Consider the following 17,605-nt stretch of genomic DNA (forward strand, 5'->3'; position numbering starts at 1 on the left):
GGAGACAACAATGGCATTGGTAGACATTCAGGTCCCGGACATCGGGGATTTCGACGAAGTGGGTGTGATCGAGCTGCTCGTCAAGGTAGGCGACACCGTAAAGGCCGAGCAATCGCTCATCACGGTCGAGTCGGACAAGGCGTCGATGGAAATTCCATCGAGCCACGCAGGCGTCGTCAAGGAAATCAAGGTCGCCTTGGGCGACAAAGTCAAGCAGGGCTCGGTGATTGCGGTCGTCGAAGCCGCTGGTGTGGCAGCTGCCGCCCCTGCGACTGCAGCACCGGCACCCGTCTTGGCTCCAGCACCCGCCCCGGCGGCTGCGCCAGCACCTGCTGCGCCTGTAGCCGCAGCCGCTGGAGGCCCGGTGGAAGTGCGTGTGCCCGACATTGGCGATTTCAAGGACGTGGCCGTCATTGAAATGCTGGTCAAGGTGGGCGACACCATCAAGCTGGAGCAATCGCTCTTCACGGTCGAATCCGACAAGGCATCGATGGAGATCCCTTCGCCTGCCGCTGGGGTGCTCAAGGAGCTCAAGGTCAAGATCGGTGACACCGTGAATATCGGTGACCTGGTGGCGATGCTGGAAGGCGCTGTGGGCGCTGCCGCACCTGCACCGGCAGCCGCAGCACCCGTGACCGCTCCGGTCGCGGCTGCGCCTGCCGCCGCTGCGGCCACGGCAGCACCGGTTGCCGCTGCAGCCGCTGTGGCTGCCGTGCCGGCAGCACCCGCCCACCAGCCCGGTTCGCCCACCCTGGGCCTGCCCCACGCCAGCCCGTCGGTGCGCAAGTTCGCCCGCGAGCTGGGCGTGCCGCTGGACGAGGTCAAGGGCTCCGGCCCCAAGGGCCGCATCACGCAGGACGACATCCAGGCCTTTACCAAGCAGGTGATGAGCGGCGCCGCGCAAACCCGCGCCATCGCCGCCAAGGCGCCTGCGGCCACTGCGGGCGGCTCCGGCATTGGCCTGGACCTGCTGCCTTGGCCCAAGGTCGACTTTGCCAAGTTTGGCCCCGTCGAACGCAAGGACCTCTCGCGCATCAAGAAGATCAGCGGCGCCAACCTGCACCGCAACTGGGTCGTCATCCCGCACGTCACCAACCACGACGACGCGGACATCACCGACCTGGAAGCCTTCCGTGTGCAGTTCAACAAGGAAAACGAGAAGAGTGGCGTCAAGGTCACCATGCTCGCCTTCATGATCAAGGCGGCCGTGGCCGCATTGAAGAAGTTCCCCGAGTTCAACAGCTCGCTCGACGGCGACCAACTGGTGCTCAAGAACTACTTCCACATCGGCTTTGCCGCCGACACGCCGAACGGCCTGGTCGTGCCCGTCATCCGCGATGCCGACAAGAAGGGCATCGTGCAGATCTCGCAAGAAATGGGCGACCTGGCCAAAAAGGCGCGCGACGGCAAGCTCGGCCCGGCCGACATGACCGGTGGCTGCTTCTCCATCAGCTCGCTGGGTGGTATTGGTGGCCGTTACTTCACGCCCATCATCAACGCGCCCGAAGTCGCCATCATGGGCGTGTGCAAGAGCAGCATCGAACCAAAATGGGATGGCAAACAGTTCGCGCCGCGCCTGGTGCTGCCGCTGTCGCTCAGCTGGGACCACCGCGTGATCGACGGTGCCGCCGCTGCACGCTTCAACGTGTACTTTGCCTCGCTGCTGGCGGACTTCCGCCGCATCGTGATGTAACGAAAGGGCATTGCACATGGCAATCATCGACATCAAGGTGCCCGACATCGGCGACTTCGCCGAAGTGGCGATCATCGAAGTGCTGGTCAAACCCGGCGACACCATCAAGGCCGAGCAAAGCCTGATCACCGTGGAGTCCGACAAGGCCTCGATGGAAATCCCGTCCAGCCACGCTGGCGTGGTCAAGGAACTCAAGGTAAAGCTGGGCGACAAGATCGCCGAAGGCGCTGTGGTGCTGACGCTGGAAGTGGAGGGCGCCGGCGCCGCCGCGCCAGCAGCGGCCCCGGCCCCCGCTGCGGCAGCTGTTTCGGCGGTTTCTGAGCAAAAAGCGGCTGTGGCGCAAGCATCCATTGCACCTGTTGCTATTAATTCAGTAGCATCTGCATATGCTGGCACCGCAGACCTCGACTGCGACGTGCTGGTGCTGGGCGGTGGCCCTGGTGGCTACAGCGCCGCCTTCCGTGCGGCAGATCTCGGGCTCAAGGTCGTCATCGTTGAGCGCTACGCAGCCCTGGGCGGCGTGTGCCTGAACGTGGGCTGCATCCCCTCCAAGGCGCTGCTGCACGTGGCAGCCGTCATGGACGAAGTCAGCCACATGGCCGACCTGGGCGTGGATTTTGGCGCCCCTGTGGTCAACATCGACAAGCTGCGCGGCCATAAAGAAAAGGTCATCGGCAAGCTCACCGGCGGCTTGGCTGCCATGGCCAAGATGCGCAAGGTGACCACCGTGCGCGGCTACGGTGCGTTCGTCGGCGCCAACCACCTTGAAGTGGAAGAAACCACCGGCACCGGCCAGGAAAAGACGGGGAGCAAAAAGGTCATCGCCTTCAAGAAGGCCATCATCGCCGCCGGCAGCCAGGCCGTGCGCCTGCCCTTCATGCCCAACGACCCGCGCGTGGTCGACTCCACCGGCGCCCTGGCGCTCAAGGAAGTGCCCAAGCGCATGCTCATCCTGGGCGGCGGCATCATCGGCCTGGAAATGGGCACCGTGTACAGCACGCTGGGCGCGCGCCTGGATGTGGTCGAGATGATGGACGGCCTGATGCAGGGCGCTGACCGCGACCTCGTCAAGATCTGGCAAAAGATGAACGCCAAGCGCTTCGACAACATCATGTTGAAGACGAAGACGGTGGGCGCAGAAGCCACGCCCGAAGGCATCAAGGTCACGTTTGCGCCAGCGGAAGAGGGCGGCACCGCCCCCGAGCCGCAGGTGTACGACCTGGTGCTGCAGGCTGTGGGCCGCACGCCCAACGGCAAGAAGATCGCCGCCGACAAGGCCGGCGTGGCCGTGACTGACCGTGGCTTCATCAACGTCGACATCCAGATGCGCACCAACGTGCCGCACATCTTCGCCATCGGCGACATCGTGGGCCAGCCCATGCTGGCGCACAAGGCTGTGCATGAGGCGCATGTGGCGGCAGAAGTCATCGCCGGTGAATTGCAGGGTAACAAGGAGCTGGCAGCAGCCGCCTTCAATGCCCGCGTGATCCCGTCGGTAGCCTACACCGACCCCGAAGTGGCATGGGTGGGCCTGACCGAAGACCAGGCCAAGGCGCAAGGCATCAAGGTCAAGAAGGGCCTGTTCCCCTGGACCGCCTCTGGCCGCGCCATTGCCAACGGCCGCGACGAGGGCGTGACCAAGCTGCTGTTCGACGATTCCCCCGAGGCCCATGGCCACGGCAAGATCCTGGGCGGTGGCATGGTCGGCACGCATGCGGGCGACATGATCGGCGAGATCGCCCTGGCCATTGAAATGGGCGCTGACGCCGTGGACATCGGAAAGACCATCCACCCGCACCCGACGCTGGGCGAAAGCATCGGCATGGCGGCGGAGATTGCGCACGGCAGTTGCACGGACGTACCGCCGCAGAAGAAGTAAGCCAACGAGCTGCTGAAACGCTATTGGTTCATCAGCATGCCGCGCATGCCCCGAGAGGGCTGCGCGGCTTTTTTTTCGAGTGCTGCACATTCGATGAGGCCTCAAAAACTGGAACTGCCTGGATGAAGCTATCCGCAACTGCGGGTGCACTGAAACCGCAGGCACTCAAGCGACCCGCGGTCTGGCACTGCTGACGCCCCACCATGCCCCAGAGACCTCGATCCACGCCACGGCACTCGCCCTGAGCTCGTGGGTATAAAAAAGGAAAGCGCTGCCGCCAATGACAAGCACAACGCGTTTTCGAAAGAACTGGGGTTGAAGCCGTTGCCTTAGGCGCTGGCGGGGTTCCATCAGGTGGAGCACTGCCTGACGGCATCCAGGCCCGCCTCGAGTGCCCTGACAAAAGTGATGGAAAATACGGGGTTTGCCGCTGCACAGCCTGCGGCAGCAATTCGCCACGGCACACCCCATCTGTTTGCACCCCTGAGCCTGTCCATGCAAGACGTTCAAAACTCCAAGATCTCGGTCGAGAAAATCGGCGGCACTTCCATGACCGCGTTTGGCGATGTGCTGCGCCATATCGTGCTGCACGACCGCCAACGCATCAATGGCCGCATCTATGTGGTGTCTGCCTACTCGGGCGTGACGAACCAGCTGCTGGAGCACAAGAAGACGGGCGAGCGCGGCATCTACGCACTGTTTGCCGAAGGCAAAGGCTATCTGGACGCCTTGACCCAGCTTGCCGCCAGTCTGAAAAAGCTGAACGCAGGCTACGCCGACCTGGGCCTGCCGCTGGATGTGGCCGATGCCTTCATCGACCAGCGCATTGGCCAGGCGCGTGAGTACCTGGGCGCCATGCAGCATGTGCTGGCCAGTGGCTACCTGAGCCGCCACGATGTGCTGCTGGCCGCGCGCGAGGTGCTGGCTTCCATCGGCGAATCGCACAGCGCATTCAACTCGGTGGAGATCCTCAAGGCCAACGGCGTGAATGCCGTGCTGATGGACCTGGCCGGATTTGACGACAACGAAGCCTGGACCATCGACGAGCGTATTGCGCAGAGCTTCAAGGGCCTGGACCTGAGCGACAAGGTGGTGGTGGCCACCGGCTACACCAAGGGTACCGAAGGCATCATGCGCGAGTTTGACCGGGGCTACTCCGAGGTCACTTTCAGCAAGATCGCCGTGGAAGTGCGCCCCGCCGAAGCAGTGATCCACAAGGAATTCCACCTCTCGTCTGCCGACCCCAACCTGGTGGGCCTGGAAAACGCCATCGTAGTGGGAGCCACCAACTACGACGTGGCCGACCAGCTGGCCGACGTGGGCATGGAAGCCATCCATCCGAAGGCCGCCAAGCCCATGGAGCTGGCGGGCATTCCTATCCGCCTCAAAAACACCTTCGAGCCGGACCACCCTGGCACGCTGATCACCAAGGACTTCGTGGGCGAGCGCGCGCGCGTGGAGATCGTGACCGGTACCGACAAGGTCACGCTGATCGAGATCCACGACCCCAGCATGGTGGGCACGGTGGGCTTTGACGCCGGCCTGATGGACGTTTTCTGCAGGCACGGCGTGAGCTACATCCTCAAGGCGACCAACGCCAACTCGATTGCCCACCTGGTGTGGGACAACCAGGTGACCCCTGCGCTGGTGGCCGAATTGCAGGAGGGCTACCAGATCGTGACGATCAAGCCCAGCGCCATCGTGTGTGCCATTGGCTCCAACATCAGCATTCCCGGCGTGCTCGCCAAGGCGGCGCAGGCGCTGGCCGATGCACAAGTCAACGTCAACTGCGTGTCACAGACCCTGCGCCAGGTGAACATGCAGTTCGTGATCGAGCGCGAGGACTACAAGACCGCTGTCAAGGCGCTGAACATGGCGCTGTGCGTGAACTCCGGCGCACCCGTTCCGCGCGTGTAACGCGGCGTTGGTGGCGAGCGTTTGCCCTGCCGCCATGCTTTGCCGGTGGCGCGCTGCACCCCGCCTGCCTGCCCGATCGAAGCCCGCCCTGTGCGGGCTTTTGTCGTCTACCGCTACCCACACATCGCTCCGTTGGGCGCCATCGCTCCGACCGCCACGGTCCCCGCATTCTGCGCCGGCGCTCGGGCGTGTGCCGTGCCACGGTGCGGCGTGCGCTATGGGCTGCTCGGATGTGCAATCGCAGGGAAAACAAGCCATTGATCAGCCGAATATGCTATTGATTCAATAGCTGGTAAGGCAATATTTACAAGCGCTACACGGCTTTTTTGCTTGGTCTTTGCCTTTGCGGCTGCTTGCAGTCCCTGTTGATGCCGTGCGGCAGAGGGGCGGCGGTTTTGCCAAATGCGGGCAGGCCGTTCAGGCAGCGCCCGCAGCCTCCACGGTGACCCCGTCGAAATGCAGGTGGTGGAGCATCTCGCGCAACATGACTACGCTGGCGAACACGCGGGGGCTGTAGGGCAGGCTGTCTTGCGGGGAAGCCTGGCCAAAGGCCTGCAGGACCAGGCGGCTGAAGAGCTGCTCAACGGCATCGATCCGCAGGTGAAGGGTGGTGCCCTGCAGGCCGGCGAGTTCGGCCAGGTGGCGTATCTCGGGTGCGCGGGTCACCAGCCCTGCACCGGCCGGCACCTGCATGCGCGCTGCCTGTATGCGGTCTTCGGTCCATTCGATGGCACGCTCCAGTGCGATGGGGGTCAGGGTGCCGTTGCCGAAATGCTGGTCGCTGATCGCGTTCGGACCGGCCTCTACGGTGCCGATCTGCGCTCCAGTCAGCGCGTCATGAAAGTGTGCCGCAAAGGGTGACAGAGTCAGCAGCAGCGGGGTGGTCATGTTGTTTCCTTTGTGGGCCGTGGCTTCGTTACGCTTGCGTCGCAGGCACTAGCGTCGCAAGGTGTTCAAGGTGATTCAGATGGCCCAGCTTGGCCCATACGCGGGCGCCGGACTCTCCGGTGTGCGCCACCAGGCGCGACCCGGCCGGCAACCGCAACCACGATTGCGACGCGAACGTTTCTCCGCCTTCGGTGAAGCTGCCTTCCAATACCAGCAACTCTCCGCCCCGGGGCAGGTCCAGCTCGATGGTGCAGTAGGGCGTCCAGTGCTCGATGCGTACGTCCTCGTGCGCGGTGCGATGCAGCGGCGCCACTTGCACACCGGGGCGCCCGGTCTCCGTCACGCGTGCTGCCGCATGGGCAGGGATGCGGACCTGGGCGCTGTCGCCCGGATCAAACTGCCAGAGTTTCACGAAGATGGTAGTCCCTGCTTCCGAGGCGGGTGCATGCCGCGAACCGGGCGGGTTGCGCACGTACGTGCCGGCCGGGTAGTCGCCCGCTTCATCCTGGAAAACGCCCTCCAGCACCAGAAACTCTTCGCCCCCACCGTGCGTGTGCGGTGCAAACCGGCTGCCCGGTGCATAGCGCACGATGGATGTGGCCTGCGCCACCTCATCGCCCACGCGGTGGAGCATTCGTCGTTCGACGCCGCCCGCAGGCGAGGGCAACCAGGTGATGCCTGCTGCATGAAGGGACGCGCGCACCGACAGGTCGGCATGGAGCTTCATGGCAATGTCCTTTCGTGTTCGGAAGCATTCGTGCCCGGTGTCCGGCTTCGCTGCGCCAGCAGTTCCTGCACGGCAAGCGCTGCCGATTCCAGCGCGCCTTCAAGGTAGCCGCCTGCATTGGCAGAGCGCTCCGTACCCGCCAGCCACAGGTGGTGCGACCATGCCTGGGGCACCGTGCCCACGTCGTACAGCGGATGGCGTGCCAGGGGCTGGCGGTCGCTGGCGGCGGCGGTCCGGGGCTCCTCGGCCCAGTCCTGCACGGCGGTCCACAGCGGGTTGCCCGCCTGCTCGCCAAAAATACGCTGCAATTGCGCCAGCGCCTGCCGAGTCAGCGCCTCCTGCCCGATGCCGGTGCGGTAGGCGGGTGGTGCACCCACAAAGCCGAACAGTGCGGCCGTCTCGCCCGACGCATCCGATGCATCGTGGATCTCGGCCAGCGGGCCGCGGTGGCTCATGGCCGTACCCGACCAGCCGGCCTCGCGCCAGAACGCCCTCGGGTAGACGGCCACGAATTTGGCCTGACCGGCCATCCAGCTCGGGGTGTCGCGCATGTGCTGCATCAGTTGCGGCGGCCAGGCAGGTTCCATGTGCAGATCCTGTGCGGTGAGCCGGGGCGGAATGGTCAGCACCACCTGGGCGGCCTGCTGCGTCCATGCCCCGGACGCGTCCCGCAGGGCCAGCTCCACTGCGTGCGGTCGCAGTGTCAGGCCGGTAACCTGCGTACCGGTCAGGATGTGCAACTTGCCTTCAAGCTGCGCCCGCAACCCTTCGATCAGGCGCTGCATGCCGCCGGCAATGCGGTACGACGCAGGCGACTGCTGCCAGGTGACCTGTTGGCGGCGCACCTGTCCATCAGGCCCTTCGATGGCGGCGGCGCCCTGGGTATGTTGCACAAAGGCGTCCAGCCCGAGCGTGGACACAAGCCCGGCCATCAGGGGGTTCATTGCAGGCCAGAACCAGGACGGCCCCAGGTCCAGCCGGTGGCTATCGTCGGCCTGGCCCTGGCTGAGAATGCGGCCACCGAGCCGCTCGCGAGCCTCGATCAGCAGCACACGCTGACCTGCCTGTTCAAGAAGATGTGCGGCAAACAGCCCGCTCAGGCCGCCGCCGATCACGACAATGGGAAGTGACATGGTGGGTTCCGGTATCAGTGTGCGCCCGGCATCGGCCGGACATCCAGTTCGTGGGTCCAGGCGCTGGGTGGCTGGCGAAAAATCTGCCAGTACTGTTCTGCCAGGTCCGCCGGCTCCAGCATGGGTCCGTTGTCTGCTCCTTCAAAGCGCTGTGCGGTGCGCTGGCTTCGGATCAGGCCGTCGATGACGACATGTGCCACATGAATGCCGTCGGCCCCATGCTCGCGAGCCAGTGCCTGGCTAAGCCCCCGAAGCGCGAACTTGGCAGAACTGAAGGCTGAGAATTGCGGTCCGGCGCGCAGGCTACCGGAGGCACCGCTGAAGATCAGGCAGCCACGGCCTGCCGCCTGCATCCGCGGTATGGCCTGCTGGCTCACATTAAAGGCCGTGAGCACCATCGACTGCCATACGTCCTGCAGCGTCTGGGCAGATGTCTGCAGGAACGGCGCGCGATGGAACTGCATTGCGTTGTGCACTACGCCGGCCAGCGGCGGTGCGTTGCGGTCCAGCGCGTCGAAAAGCCGTGCGGTCGCTTGCGGGTCGCGCAGGTCGGTGGCCCAGCGGGGCCCTGCGCTGCGAGATACGCTGACCACGGTATAGCCGCCTGCCTTGAAGCGCGCTTCCAGCGCGTCCCCGAATCCGGCGGCGTGACCGGCAATCAGCACAGTACCCAAGGTACTCATGATGCTTCCCCCATGTTCATGTGAAAGCTACCAACCGATTGGTTGGTGCTTGAGGTAAAAAAATCAGCTGGCCCAGAGCGCCAGGAAAGCGCGTGTGACCTGCAGTGGCGCGGCGTCAACCTGCGGGGTGCGCCCGACGATCATCGAGCCTTCGAGCGCGCTCAGCAGCAGCAGTGCCAGTTGACTGGCCTCGGGCGCCTCGGGCACGCGAGCCTTGCCGAGCACCGCAGTGAGCCAGGCGAGGTTGATCTCGAAAAAGCGCTGCAGCTCCTGGCGCACGGGGTCGGGCAGCGTCTCGGACTCGGCGCCCAGCATGCCGCACAGGCACATGCGGCGGTTTTGCTCATACGTGGCCTGGAAAAGCTGGGCGTAAGCCATCAGCCGCTCCCGTGGCTCCGCACCGGCCCGGTCCAATGCTTCCAGGGCCAGCGAAAACCGTTGCACATATCGCTGCGTGACCACCGTGGCCAGATCGGCTTTGGTGGAAAAGTGGTGGTGCACGCTGGGCTTGCGAATGCCGACCGCCTGCGCGATGTCTTCATACGAGAAACCGTTGAAGCCCTGGCGCTGGATCAGATCCTCGGCTACATCCACGATCCGTTCTGCAGCAGGGCTCAGGTTGTTGAAATCTCGCATGTTGACCTTTCGATAGGCTGATATTTTGCAGCAGCGGGCGCGTTGGATCTGTCCCTTGGGTTCAACAGGTCAGACCCTGGGCACCCTGCGGCATGGCCATGCCGAACGACGCCATATGCCGGGCAGAACGGATCGGATCCGCCCCGCCCGGTATGTCGTCGTCTATCAGGTCTTGAGCCGTTCTGCCAAGGCTTCTGCCAGAGGTGCGGCGGATGCCGGGCTCTGGCCGGTCATCAGGGGACCATCGATGACGACGTTGGCTTCCCAGTTAGCCTTGCTCATGTAATGGGCGCCACGCAGCTTGAGCTCGTCTTCCAGCGAGAACAGCAGGTGGTGCAGCAGCTCGATCTCGGTGTCTTCATCGTTCTTGAAGCCCGTCAACTTGGCGCCCTTGACCAGGTACTCACCATTGGCAGCCTTGACATCGCGCAGGATGGCCGGTGCGTGGCAGACCATGGCGATAGGGCGGTTGGCCGCATGGAAGTCACGGATCAGCTTGATGGCGAACGAATCCGATGCCAGGTCCCACAGCAGGCCATAGCCCCCAGGGAAGAACACGGCATCGAACGTTTCTGCATTCACGTTGCGCAGCTTGCGGGTGTGGGCGGCGGCAAAGCGTGCCACGGGGTCTGCCAGAAACTGTTCGGTGTACTCGCTGGTGAAGGGCGCCTTCATGCTCAGCAGGTCGATGGGCGCCTCGCCGCCATCGGGGGAGGCAAAGACCACCTCGTAACCTGCTTGCGTGAGGATGTAGTAGGGCGCTGCCAGCTCGTGGAACCAAGTGCCGGTTTGCTTGCCGCTGATGCCCATTTCGTCCAACGAGGACATGATGAGAAGGACGCGCTTTTGTTTGTTGCCGGTAGGGGTCATGATGATTTCCTTTGAAGAGTTCATGGAATGCTTTGCGTGATCGGCGTCTGCATTCCGCCAGGTTGCAGGCGTTGCATACCGACTAAAAGGTAGGTATGTAACGCCTAAAAAATGCCCTGTTAAGGGCATTGCTGATTGATGGGTCGTGGGCTTTGGAGGATGGAAGTCCTTGATGAACCTGCCGACCTATCACTTGGTAGGTATTGTGCCAGATTTACATGTGCTGTCAAGCGCCGGTTCTGTTGTGCCGTTGCCAAGGCAGCAGTTGCCTCGAGGTGGTGACACTGTGCGCAAAAAAGCGTGCCTCATTTGCTAGGGCAGGAGCCAGCCCAGACAGCCCACGCTGATCAGCAAGACGCTGCCTTGGCGAGGGCGCCGTTGGGATCACCACGCCAATCCGGTGACGGACTGCTTGCTGTACCCACCGAGCGGGAATCCGCCCTGAATCCATCTATTTGCTATGAAATAAATAGCTGCAACTACAATGTCTGAAGGCCGCAGCCAGTAACTGCAATCCCTTCATTCCCGTTTCTGTTCACTGGTTCATGCAAGCACTTCTAGACGCAATCGCCGCGATGTCCCTGCCGTCCGAGGCCGGCCGCATTTTTCATGGCCGCGGGGGTATGTACCCTGGTTGCGAGCAATGGGTGCTCGACGCCTATCCGCCCGTTTTCGTCCTCACGAGCTTTGCACCTGCGACAGATGACCAGCTTGCCGACATCGGAGCCGCTTTGCAGACGCGCTGGGCGCAAATCTCCACGCATGACGCGCCCCTTTGCTGGGTGTTCCAGCAACGCGGGGAGGCACTGCGTCTGGAAGGGCGCAGCGAGACACGCCTGATGACCGGCGAGGTGCCTGAGCGGCATGTCGTGACGGAAGCGGGGGCAAGCTATCGCGTGCATGTCTTGCGCGGGCAGAACCACGGCCTGTTTCTTGACATGGCGGGTGGCCGCCGCTGGGTGAGCCGCCATGCCCAAGCCCGCCGCGACGATCGCTATGGCCTCAAGGTGCTCAACCTGTTTGCCTACACCTGCGCGTTTTCGGTGGTGGCACTGCAGGCGGGGGCCCGGCAGGTCGTCAATGTGGACATGAGCCACGGCGCCATCGCGATCGGGCAGCAAAACCACCAGCTCAACGGCATCGCGGGCGGCGCCACGTTTTTGCCGCATGACATCTTCAGAAGCTGGGGCAAGATCACCCGCAGCGGGCCCTATGGCCTGGTCATCGTCGACCCACCCAGCTACCAGAAGGGCAGCTTCGTCGCTGCCAAGGATTACGCTCGGCTCATGCGGCGCCTGCCCGACCTGCTGGCACCTGGCGGCCATGCGCTGCTGTGCCTGAACGCGCCCGAGCTGGGTGTGGATTTTTTGCAGGCACAGATGCGTGAATTGGCGCCAGAACTGGCGTTTGTCGAGCGGGTGGCCAACCCGGCCGTGTTTGCGGATGTCGATGAGCAGCGGGCGTTGAAGGTGCTGGTGTACCGCGCGCCCGAGTTGCCGGCTACTGTGTAGCACCGCGCGCCTGCCGGTACCCGCCGTGTCATGGGCGGAGTGCCCTTGGAGCACCCGTGGCCGTCAGTAGATCCCCATCGCCAGCCCGGTCGCGAGTGCAGCACCGAGCTCGCGGCACTGCTGCAGTGCGGGCGCGTCCAGCTGCTTGGGGGCCAGGATCTGCTCGGGGGTCTGGGCGTGGGTGCAGACGATCAACGGCTCTGCGACGGGCTTCAGGCGCCAGCCCGTGGCAATGCGCTGCATCTGGCGCGCGGCGTTGTGGCCGTCGCTGCCGGCACACACCAACAGCGCGCATGCGCGGCCGTTGATCTGGTCCAGCGCAGGGTAGTAGGCCCGGTCAAAAAAGTCTTTCATCATCCCGCTGATGGCACCCAGGTTTTCCGGCGTGGCAAACACATACGCCTGCGCCGCCAGCAGATCGCCAGCGTGCGCAGCGCTGGCGTGCAGCAGCCGCACGCCGAGTCCGGGCTCTGCATCCCGTGCGCCATGCACCAGTGCCTGCGCCATCTGCAGCGTTGCGCCTGTTTGGGAGTGGTACACAACCAGCAGGCTGCGAACGGCTGAAGTGGAACGCGAGGACAGAGCCCCTGAAGAGCCCGGAGTAGGGTCGTGCATGGCAGGCAGGCCCGGGGGCGCGGGCGGAAAGTGCAGGGCTGGTTCCAGGGCTTAATGCAGTTTGCGCAGCATACCCGCGCACCAATGCCCCAGGCCCGAGTACGACGCAGCTCCGCGCCTTGCAGCGCCCGGCTGGTGGCACCCTTGGTACCGGGCCTGCCGGCAGCCTATCCGCGGCTGAGTGCTTGCAGTTGAGGGGCAGGCGCCGTGCTGGCAGCACCGAACCCCGTGTGCACCGGCAGCTTAAAAACGCTGACGGTGGTGAGCAGCTCGCGCGCCTTGCCGTTCAGGCTGGAAGCGGCTGCGGCCATTTCTTCGACCAGCGCCGCGTTTTGCTGGGTGCCTTGGTCCAGGTGCGTCACCGCCTCGTTGATCTGGTCGATGCCCTGGCTTTGCTCGTTATTGGCCGTGCTGATCTCCCGCATCAACTCATTCACCTGCCGGATGGACTTCACCACCTCCTGCATGGTGGTGCCTGCCTGGTCGACCAGGGTGCTGCCTTCGGCAACACGATCCACACTGGCAGTGATGAGGTCCTTGATCTCCTTGGCTGCTGCAGCGCTGCGCTGGGCAAGGGTGCGCACTTCGCTCGCCACCACTGCGAAGCCGCGCCCCTGCTCGCCCGCGCGGGCGGCTTCCACGGCGGCGTTCAGGGCCAGGATATTGGTCTGGAAAGCAATACCGTCAATCACGCCGATGATGTCGGCAATGCGCGCGCTGCTCTGGTGTATGTCTTTCATGGTGGTGACCACCTTGGCCACGACGGCGCCGCCCCGGTCGGCGATTTCGTAGGCGGCGTGGGCCAGCTGGTCGGCCTCGCGGGTGTTGTCGGCGTTCTGGCGCACGCTGGAGTTGAACTCTTCCATCGACGCCGCCGTCTGCTCCAGCGAGCTCGCTTGGCCTTCGGTGCGGGCAGACAGGTCGGCGTTGCCTTCGGCAATCTGTGCCGATGCGGACGACACCGTCTCGGCCCCGTCGTGCACGCTGCTCACCACGGCCACGAGTGCCTGCTGCATCTGCTTGAGCTGGGCCATGACGCTGTCGGTGTCGTTCGGGCGCAGAAGGATGGGTACGGTCAGGTCGCCCTGCGCAACGCTCTGCGCCAGTGCGGCGGCGGCGGCGGGCTCGGTGCCCAGCTGGCGCACGATGCTGCGCGCGACCCGGTAACCCAGAAAAAGGGATACGGACACGGCGGCAGCCAGCAAGGCGAGAGCGCCGATCATGGTGACCCGGAAGTTCTCGTCAGCGTCTGAGTATTCCTTCTTGGCGATGTCCAGCTGTAGCTGTATCAGGGCGCCCAGCACGTCCTGCATGGGGTCGAGTGCGGGGTACATAGAGCGGGCCGTGAATTCGGCCAGTTCCAGCGCTGTTTTCTCTTCGGATTTGAGGATGTTTTCCAGCTGGGAGACTGCCGAGTCGGCCTTGGCCTGCAGCCGTTGGAACCTGGTGGCCAGCACCTTTTCTTCAGGCACCAGTTCGGTGGCCAGATAGTCCTGCCACTGCGCCTGTGCATCGCGGCGTGCCTTCGCAATCGAATCCCGGCCCTGGGCCGGTGTGAAGGCACCATCACGCACCTTGTGCGCCGCATCCACGATCAGTACCGCGTAGGCGTCTGATACCGCCTTGATCTGCTGCAGCGGAACCACACGGTCCTTGTAGACCCGGTCGAGCGCACTGTTGCTCCGGTGCATGCCTTCCAGGGTGAAGTATGCGACCAGCAGCAAGAACACCAATACACCGGCCATGAGCACCGCAAGGCGGTGGGCGATTTTCATCTTTGCAAATTGCACGGAACAGGTCTCCTCGATCAGCACGCAGCGTGTCCCCTTGGGGTGGGGCGCCGGGGGGATCACGCTGCTTCAAGCACTGCCTTGTGGCGGCAGTCGGCTGGAGGCTACCGGGCGCGCTTTGCGCGGCCAACGTCCCTTTGGGATCAGTTCACAAAGGTGTCAGATTTGCTACAGACCGCGCTTGCCTTCGGTGAACTTCAGCACCAGCTCGGCCGTGGATTCGGCCCCGAGCTTGGCCGCGGCCGACTGGCGGATGCGCTTGACGCTCCTCAGTGAAATCCCCAGTTCCTCCGCGATCTGCACGTTGGTGTCGCCCTGCGCCACGCGTGCGGCTACGGTCTGCTCCCGCGGCGTGAGGCTGGCCAGGCGCTGGGCAAGGTCCTGGCCGCGTGTGCGCAGCTCGCGCGACCGGGCACTGATGGCCAATGCCTTGGCCACCGCGGCAAGGAGTTCGTCGGTTTCCACGGGCTTGACAAGGAAGTCCACAGCGCCGGTGCGAAACCCTTCCACGGCATCGCGGATGCCACTGGCGCCGCTCATCAGGATGACCGGCATCTCATCGCGCGCGCTCAGCTGTGCAAGTAGCTCCAGCCCGTCCAGCCCCGGCATCCGCATGTCGCTCAGGATGCAGGCGGGTCCCGGGAAGACCGGGCCTTGCCGCTCCTGCGCCGTCAGGTAGTCGTTGGCCGATGCATACCCCTCGCAGGCGTAGCCCTCCAGATGCAGCAAATTGGTAAGCGCCTAGACGACCTCCGGGTGGTCGTCTATCAGGACGATGCGGCCCTGGGCGCAGCGCAGCGACAGGGCTTCATCGTCCACAGTGACGATTCTTCGGGTGGGTGATGGGAGATTCATGAATCGGCGGGCGATGGGGGAACAGAATGGGGCGAGGCGGGTATCGCCGAAGCGTTTGCAGGAACTGCTGGCGCAGGCATGGTCGTTGTCAGAGGCAGACGCAATTCAAAGGTAGCTCCGCCCAGCCCGCCGGGCGCGTCGTGGGCCAGGATCAGGCGCCCGCCGTGGCGCTCTGCAATGGACTCGACGATGGTCAGCCCCAGCCCCAGGCCACTGGCCTTGGTGGTGTAGAAAGGCTCGGTGGCGCTGCGCAGCTGGTCGGCCGGCAGCCCGGGGCCATTGTCTTCCAGGCGCATCCAGGCCCAGGGTGCTTCGCAGCCGTACATCAGCCGGATCTGACGGTGTTCCACGCGTGCCAGCGCATCGGTGGCATTGCGCAGCCCGTTGAGCAGGGCCTGGGTGAGTTCCAGTTCATCACCCTGCACATGCACCGCTACTGCACGGGGCGCCGGGCGCAGCAGTTCGATCCCTTGCCTGCGCAGTTCGGTGGCGATCAGTTCGCAGGCGCTGTCGCAGACGTCGGCGAGGTTCACCGTTTGATGCGGCATGCGCGATGGCTTGATGAACGACCGGATCCGTTCGATGACGCGGCTGGCGTGCCGGGCACTGTGCTCAATTTGCTGCAGCAGCGGTGCAAGCTCCTGCGGCGTCATGCGCTGCTGTTCCAGCGCCCGCAGCCCGGTCTGTGCGTTGGTCAGTACGGCCCCCACCGGTTGGCTGAGCTCATGGGCCAGCGATACGGACATCTGGTCGATGCTGCGTTGGCGCTCGACCTGCCTCAGTTCTTGCTGCAGCAGGATCTTGGAGTCGCGCTGGGCTTTTTCGCCCACCAGTACACGCTCGCGGCGACGGGCCCGGTCAAGCACCAGCCCCAGGTAGCAAAAGTGACCGGCTACCGCGGTGATCATGCCAGTCAGCGCAATCAGCGCTGTGGTGGCCGGGCGGGCCACGGGCACAGGGTCGCCCGCGGGGTGGACCATGATCTCAAAGACCCGTACCAGCAGCGCCAGGACAAGCGCCAGGTAAATGCACGCCAGAAACAGCGCATTGCGGCTTTTTTCCTGCTGGCTGAGCATGAGTGCCAGATGGGCGATGTACGCCACGCCTGCGGCTACCAGCGCGGTGTTGACGGCCGCACGCAGCAGGTACCAGCCCAGGGCCCAGTGTGTGATGGCGGTAAACAGGGCGGCCAGGCTCACGGGCAGCGCCAGCCACTGCCACGCTACCGGCCGGCCCAGATCCCAGCGCAGCGACTGGATGCGCATGGCGCACGAGGCGCAAAAAAGGATGTTGGTCAACAACACGCCCAGCACGGCGGGCAGCCGGTTGGCCAACGAAGCAAGGAGGATGCCCCCGCCAAAAAGGAGCCCGCCGGCACACCATAACGCGGCAGCGGGGCTACTGTCTTGCGCCAGCACGGCCCAGGTGATGCCCGGCGCCGTCACATACAGCAGCCCCAGGACGAAGAGGGCCGTGGGGATGTCCAGCCAGCTCATGGCAAGCCCGCGCCCAGACCCGGCCGCGCCCCCTCCACGCTGTGCAAAGCCAGCAGGGACAGGTCGGTCAGGCATGTGAAAGAGGGCATCTTCTGCAGCGGCTTCGCAGTGCGAAAGGTTGGAAAACCGCCCTTGCCCCCCGTGGCGGTGGAGCAGCGGCGCCCGAGTACACGCCATGCACTAGGGCAGTGCAAGGCCCCAAGAGGCCACCCGTTGCGAAAACGCCACCCAGGTCTTTCCATCCGCGCCCGGTTTGCCCATTGCCGTGGCGCTGTGGGGTAACAACGTCTGCCCGGGCGCAGGCGCCTAGACGAGGGTCATGATCGATTGCCAGTGCACAGGGTCCACCGGCGTGATCGACAGGCGGTTGCCGCGCTGCAGGATCTGCATCTCGGCCAGCGCAGGATGGGCGCGCAACTCGGCCAGGCCGATGAGGCGCGTCTTGCGCAGGGCCTGTACGTCCAGCAGCAGCCACCGCGGCGCGGCGGGCGATGACTTGGGGTCGTGATAGGGCGACGCCGGGTCGAACTGCGTGGGGTCGGTGCGCGTGGCGCTGGCGACGCGGGCAATGCCTGCAATGCCGGGTGCGGGGCAGCTGGAGTGGTAGAACAGCACGCCGTCGCCCACCTTCATCCCGTCGCGCATGAAGTTGCGCGCCTGATAGTTGCGCACCCCGGTCCAGGCCACGGTGGCGTCCGGGGCGGCCAGCGCGTCGTCGATGGAGCATTCGTCGGGCTCGGACTTCATGAGCCAGTATTGAGGCGATCGGTGGGGCGCGAGGGTCATGCCGGCATTGTGGCAAACGACCCGGCCGCTCGGGTCAGCGTGGCCGGATTGGATGTCCTGCCAGAATGCTATCGAATAAATAGCATCGAGGCATTGTTCTGCCTGCACTGCAGGCCGTATTTGCTC

Annotated in this window: 15 protein-coding genes; 4 read left to right on the plus strand and 11 right to left on the minus strand. The window is 64.5% G+C overall.

Going from position 1 to position 17,605, the window contains the following annotated elements:
* Positions 1–10 precede the first annotated feature (10 nt).
* The 3 genes from aceF to ACTPOI_RS20010 all read left to right on the plus strand — a co-directional run bounded on the left by aceF (position 11) and on the right by ACTPOI_RS20010 (position 5,489).
* A complete protein-coding gene (gene aceF / locus ACTPOI_RS20000) occupies positions 11–1,693 on the plus strand; it encodes a dihydrolipoyllysine-residue acetyltransferase (protein WP_440111970.1) in 1,683 nt (560 codons plus the stop codon).
* A gap of 16 nt (positions 1,694–1,709) precedes the next feature.
* Positions 1,710–3,572 (plus strand): dihydrolipoyl dehydrogenase, encoded by a 1,863-nt coding sequence (gene lpdA / locus ACTPOI_RS20005; protein ID WP_440111972.1) that lies wholly within the window; start codon positions 1,710–1,712, stop codon positions 3,570–3,572.
* 495 nt (positions 3,573–4,067) lie between these two features.
* Positions 4,068–5,489: an aspartate kinase gene (locus tag ACTPOI_RS20010; protein ID WP_440111973.1), complete on the plus strand. Its 1,422-nt coding sequence runs from the start codon at positions 4,068–4,070 to the stop codon at positions 5,487–5,489.
* A 417-nt stretch (positions 5,490–5,906) separates the two neighbouring features.
* On the opposite strand, the gene ACTPOI_RS20015 is transcribed toward ACTPOI_RS20010, so the two are convergent.
* The 6 genes from ACTPOI_RS20015 to ACTPOI_RS20040 form a co-directional block, all read right to left on the minus strand.
* Positions 5,907–6,377: a hypothetical protein gene (locus ACTPOI_RS20015; RefSeq protein ID WP_440111975.1), complete on the minus strand. Its 471-nt coding sequence runs from the start codon at positions 6,375–6,377 to the stop codon at positions 5,907–5,909.
* 28 nt (positions 6,378–6,405) lie between these two features.
* Positions 6,406–7,104, minus strand: coding sequence for a cupin domain-containing protein (locus ACTPOI_RS20020; protein WP_440111977.1), 699 nt, complete (start codon positions 7,102–7,104; stop codon positions 6,406–6,408).
* Positions 7,101–8,237, minus strand: coding sequence for a flavin monoamine oxidase family protein (locus ACTPOI_RS20025; protein WP_440111979.1), 1,137 nt, complete (start codon positions 8,235–8,237; stop codon positions 7,101–7,103). The genes ACTPOI_RS20020 and ACTPOI_RS20025 overlap by 4 nt, the downstream gene beginning before the upstream one ends.
* A 14-nt stretch (positions 8,238–8,251) precedes the next feature.
* Positions 8,252–8,920 carry an SDR family NAD(P)-dependent oxidoreductase gene (locus ACTPOI_RS20030; RefSeq protein WP_440111981.1) on the minus strand — a complete coding sequence of 223 codons (669 nt, stop codon included), beginning with the start codon at positions 8,918–8,920 and terminating at the stop codon, positions 8,252–8,254.
* 63 nt (positions 8,921–8,983) lie between these two features.
* Positions 8,984–9,556, minus strand: coding sequence for a TetR/AcrR family transcriptional regulator (locus ACTPOI_RS20035; RefSeq protein WP_440111983.1), 573 nt, complete (start codon positions 9,554–9,556; stop codon positions 8,984–8,986).
* 165 nt (positions 9,557–9,721) lie between these two features.
* Positions 9,722–10,450: a type 1 glutamine amidotransferase domain-containing protein gene (locus tag ACTPOI_RS20040; RefSeq protein WP_440111985.1), complete on the minus strand. Its 729-nt coding sequence runs from the start codon at positions 10,448–10,450 to the stop codon at positions 9,722–9,724.
* 521 nt (positions 10,451–10,971) lie between these two features.
* Between ACTPOI_RS20040 and ACTPOI_RS20045 the strand changes: the two genes are divergently transcribed.
* Positions 10,972–11,937, plus strand: a complete 966-nt coding sequence (locus ACTPOI_RS20045; protein ID WP_440111987.1) for a class I SAM-dependent methyltransferase — start codon at positions 10,972–10,974, stop codon at positions 11,935–11,937.
* Between the two features lie 63 nt (positions 11,938–12,000).
* Here the strand turns inward: ACTPOI_RS20045 and ACTPOI_RS20050 are convergent, their stop codons facing one another.
* From ACTPOI_RS20050 to ACTPOI_RS20070, 5 genes are all read right to left on the minus strand, one after another.
* Entirely contained in the window at positions 12,001–12,552 is a 552-nt protein-coding gene (locus tag ACTPOI_RS20050) for a flavodoxin family protein (RefSeq protein WP_440111990.1), read from the minus strand.
* 167 nt (positions 12,553–12,719) lie between these two features.
* Complete coding sequence (locus ACTPOI_RS20055; protein ID WP_440111992.1) at positions 12,720–14,327, minus strand: methyl-accepting chemotaxis protein; 1,608 nt, start codon at positions 14,325–14,327, stop codon at positions 12,720–12,722.
* 183 nt (positions 14,328–14,510) lie between these two features.
* Positions 14,511–15,071: a response regulator transcription factor gene (locus ACTPOI_RS20060; RefSeq protein WP_440111994.1), complete on the minus strand. Its 561-nt coding sequence runs from the start codon at positions 15,069–15,071 to the stop codon at positions 14,511–14,513.
* Positions 15,072–15,193: 122 nt separating this feature from the next.
* Entirely contained in the window at positions 15,194–16,693 is a 1,500-nt protein-coding gene (locus ACTPOI_RS20065) for a sensor histidine kinase (protein WP_440111996.1), read from the minus strand.
* A 306-nt stretch (positions 16,694–16,999) separates the two neighbouring features.
* A complete protein-coding gene (locus ACTPOI_RS20070) occupies positions 17,000–17,479 on the minus strand; it encodes an EVE domain-containing protein (RefSeq protein WP_440111998.1) in 480 nt (159 codons plus the stop codon).
* Between the last annotated feature and the right edge of the window lie 126 nt (positions 17,480–17,605).

The sequence above is a fragment of the Acidovorax sp. BL-A-41-H1 genome, from assembly GCF_051942715.1.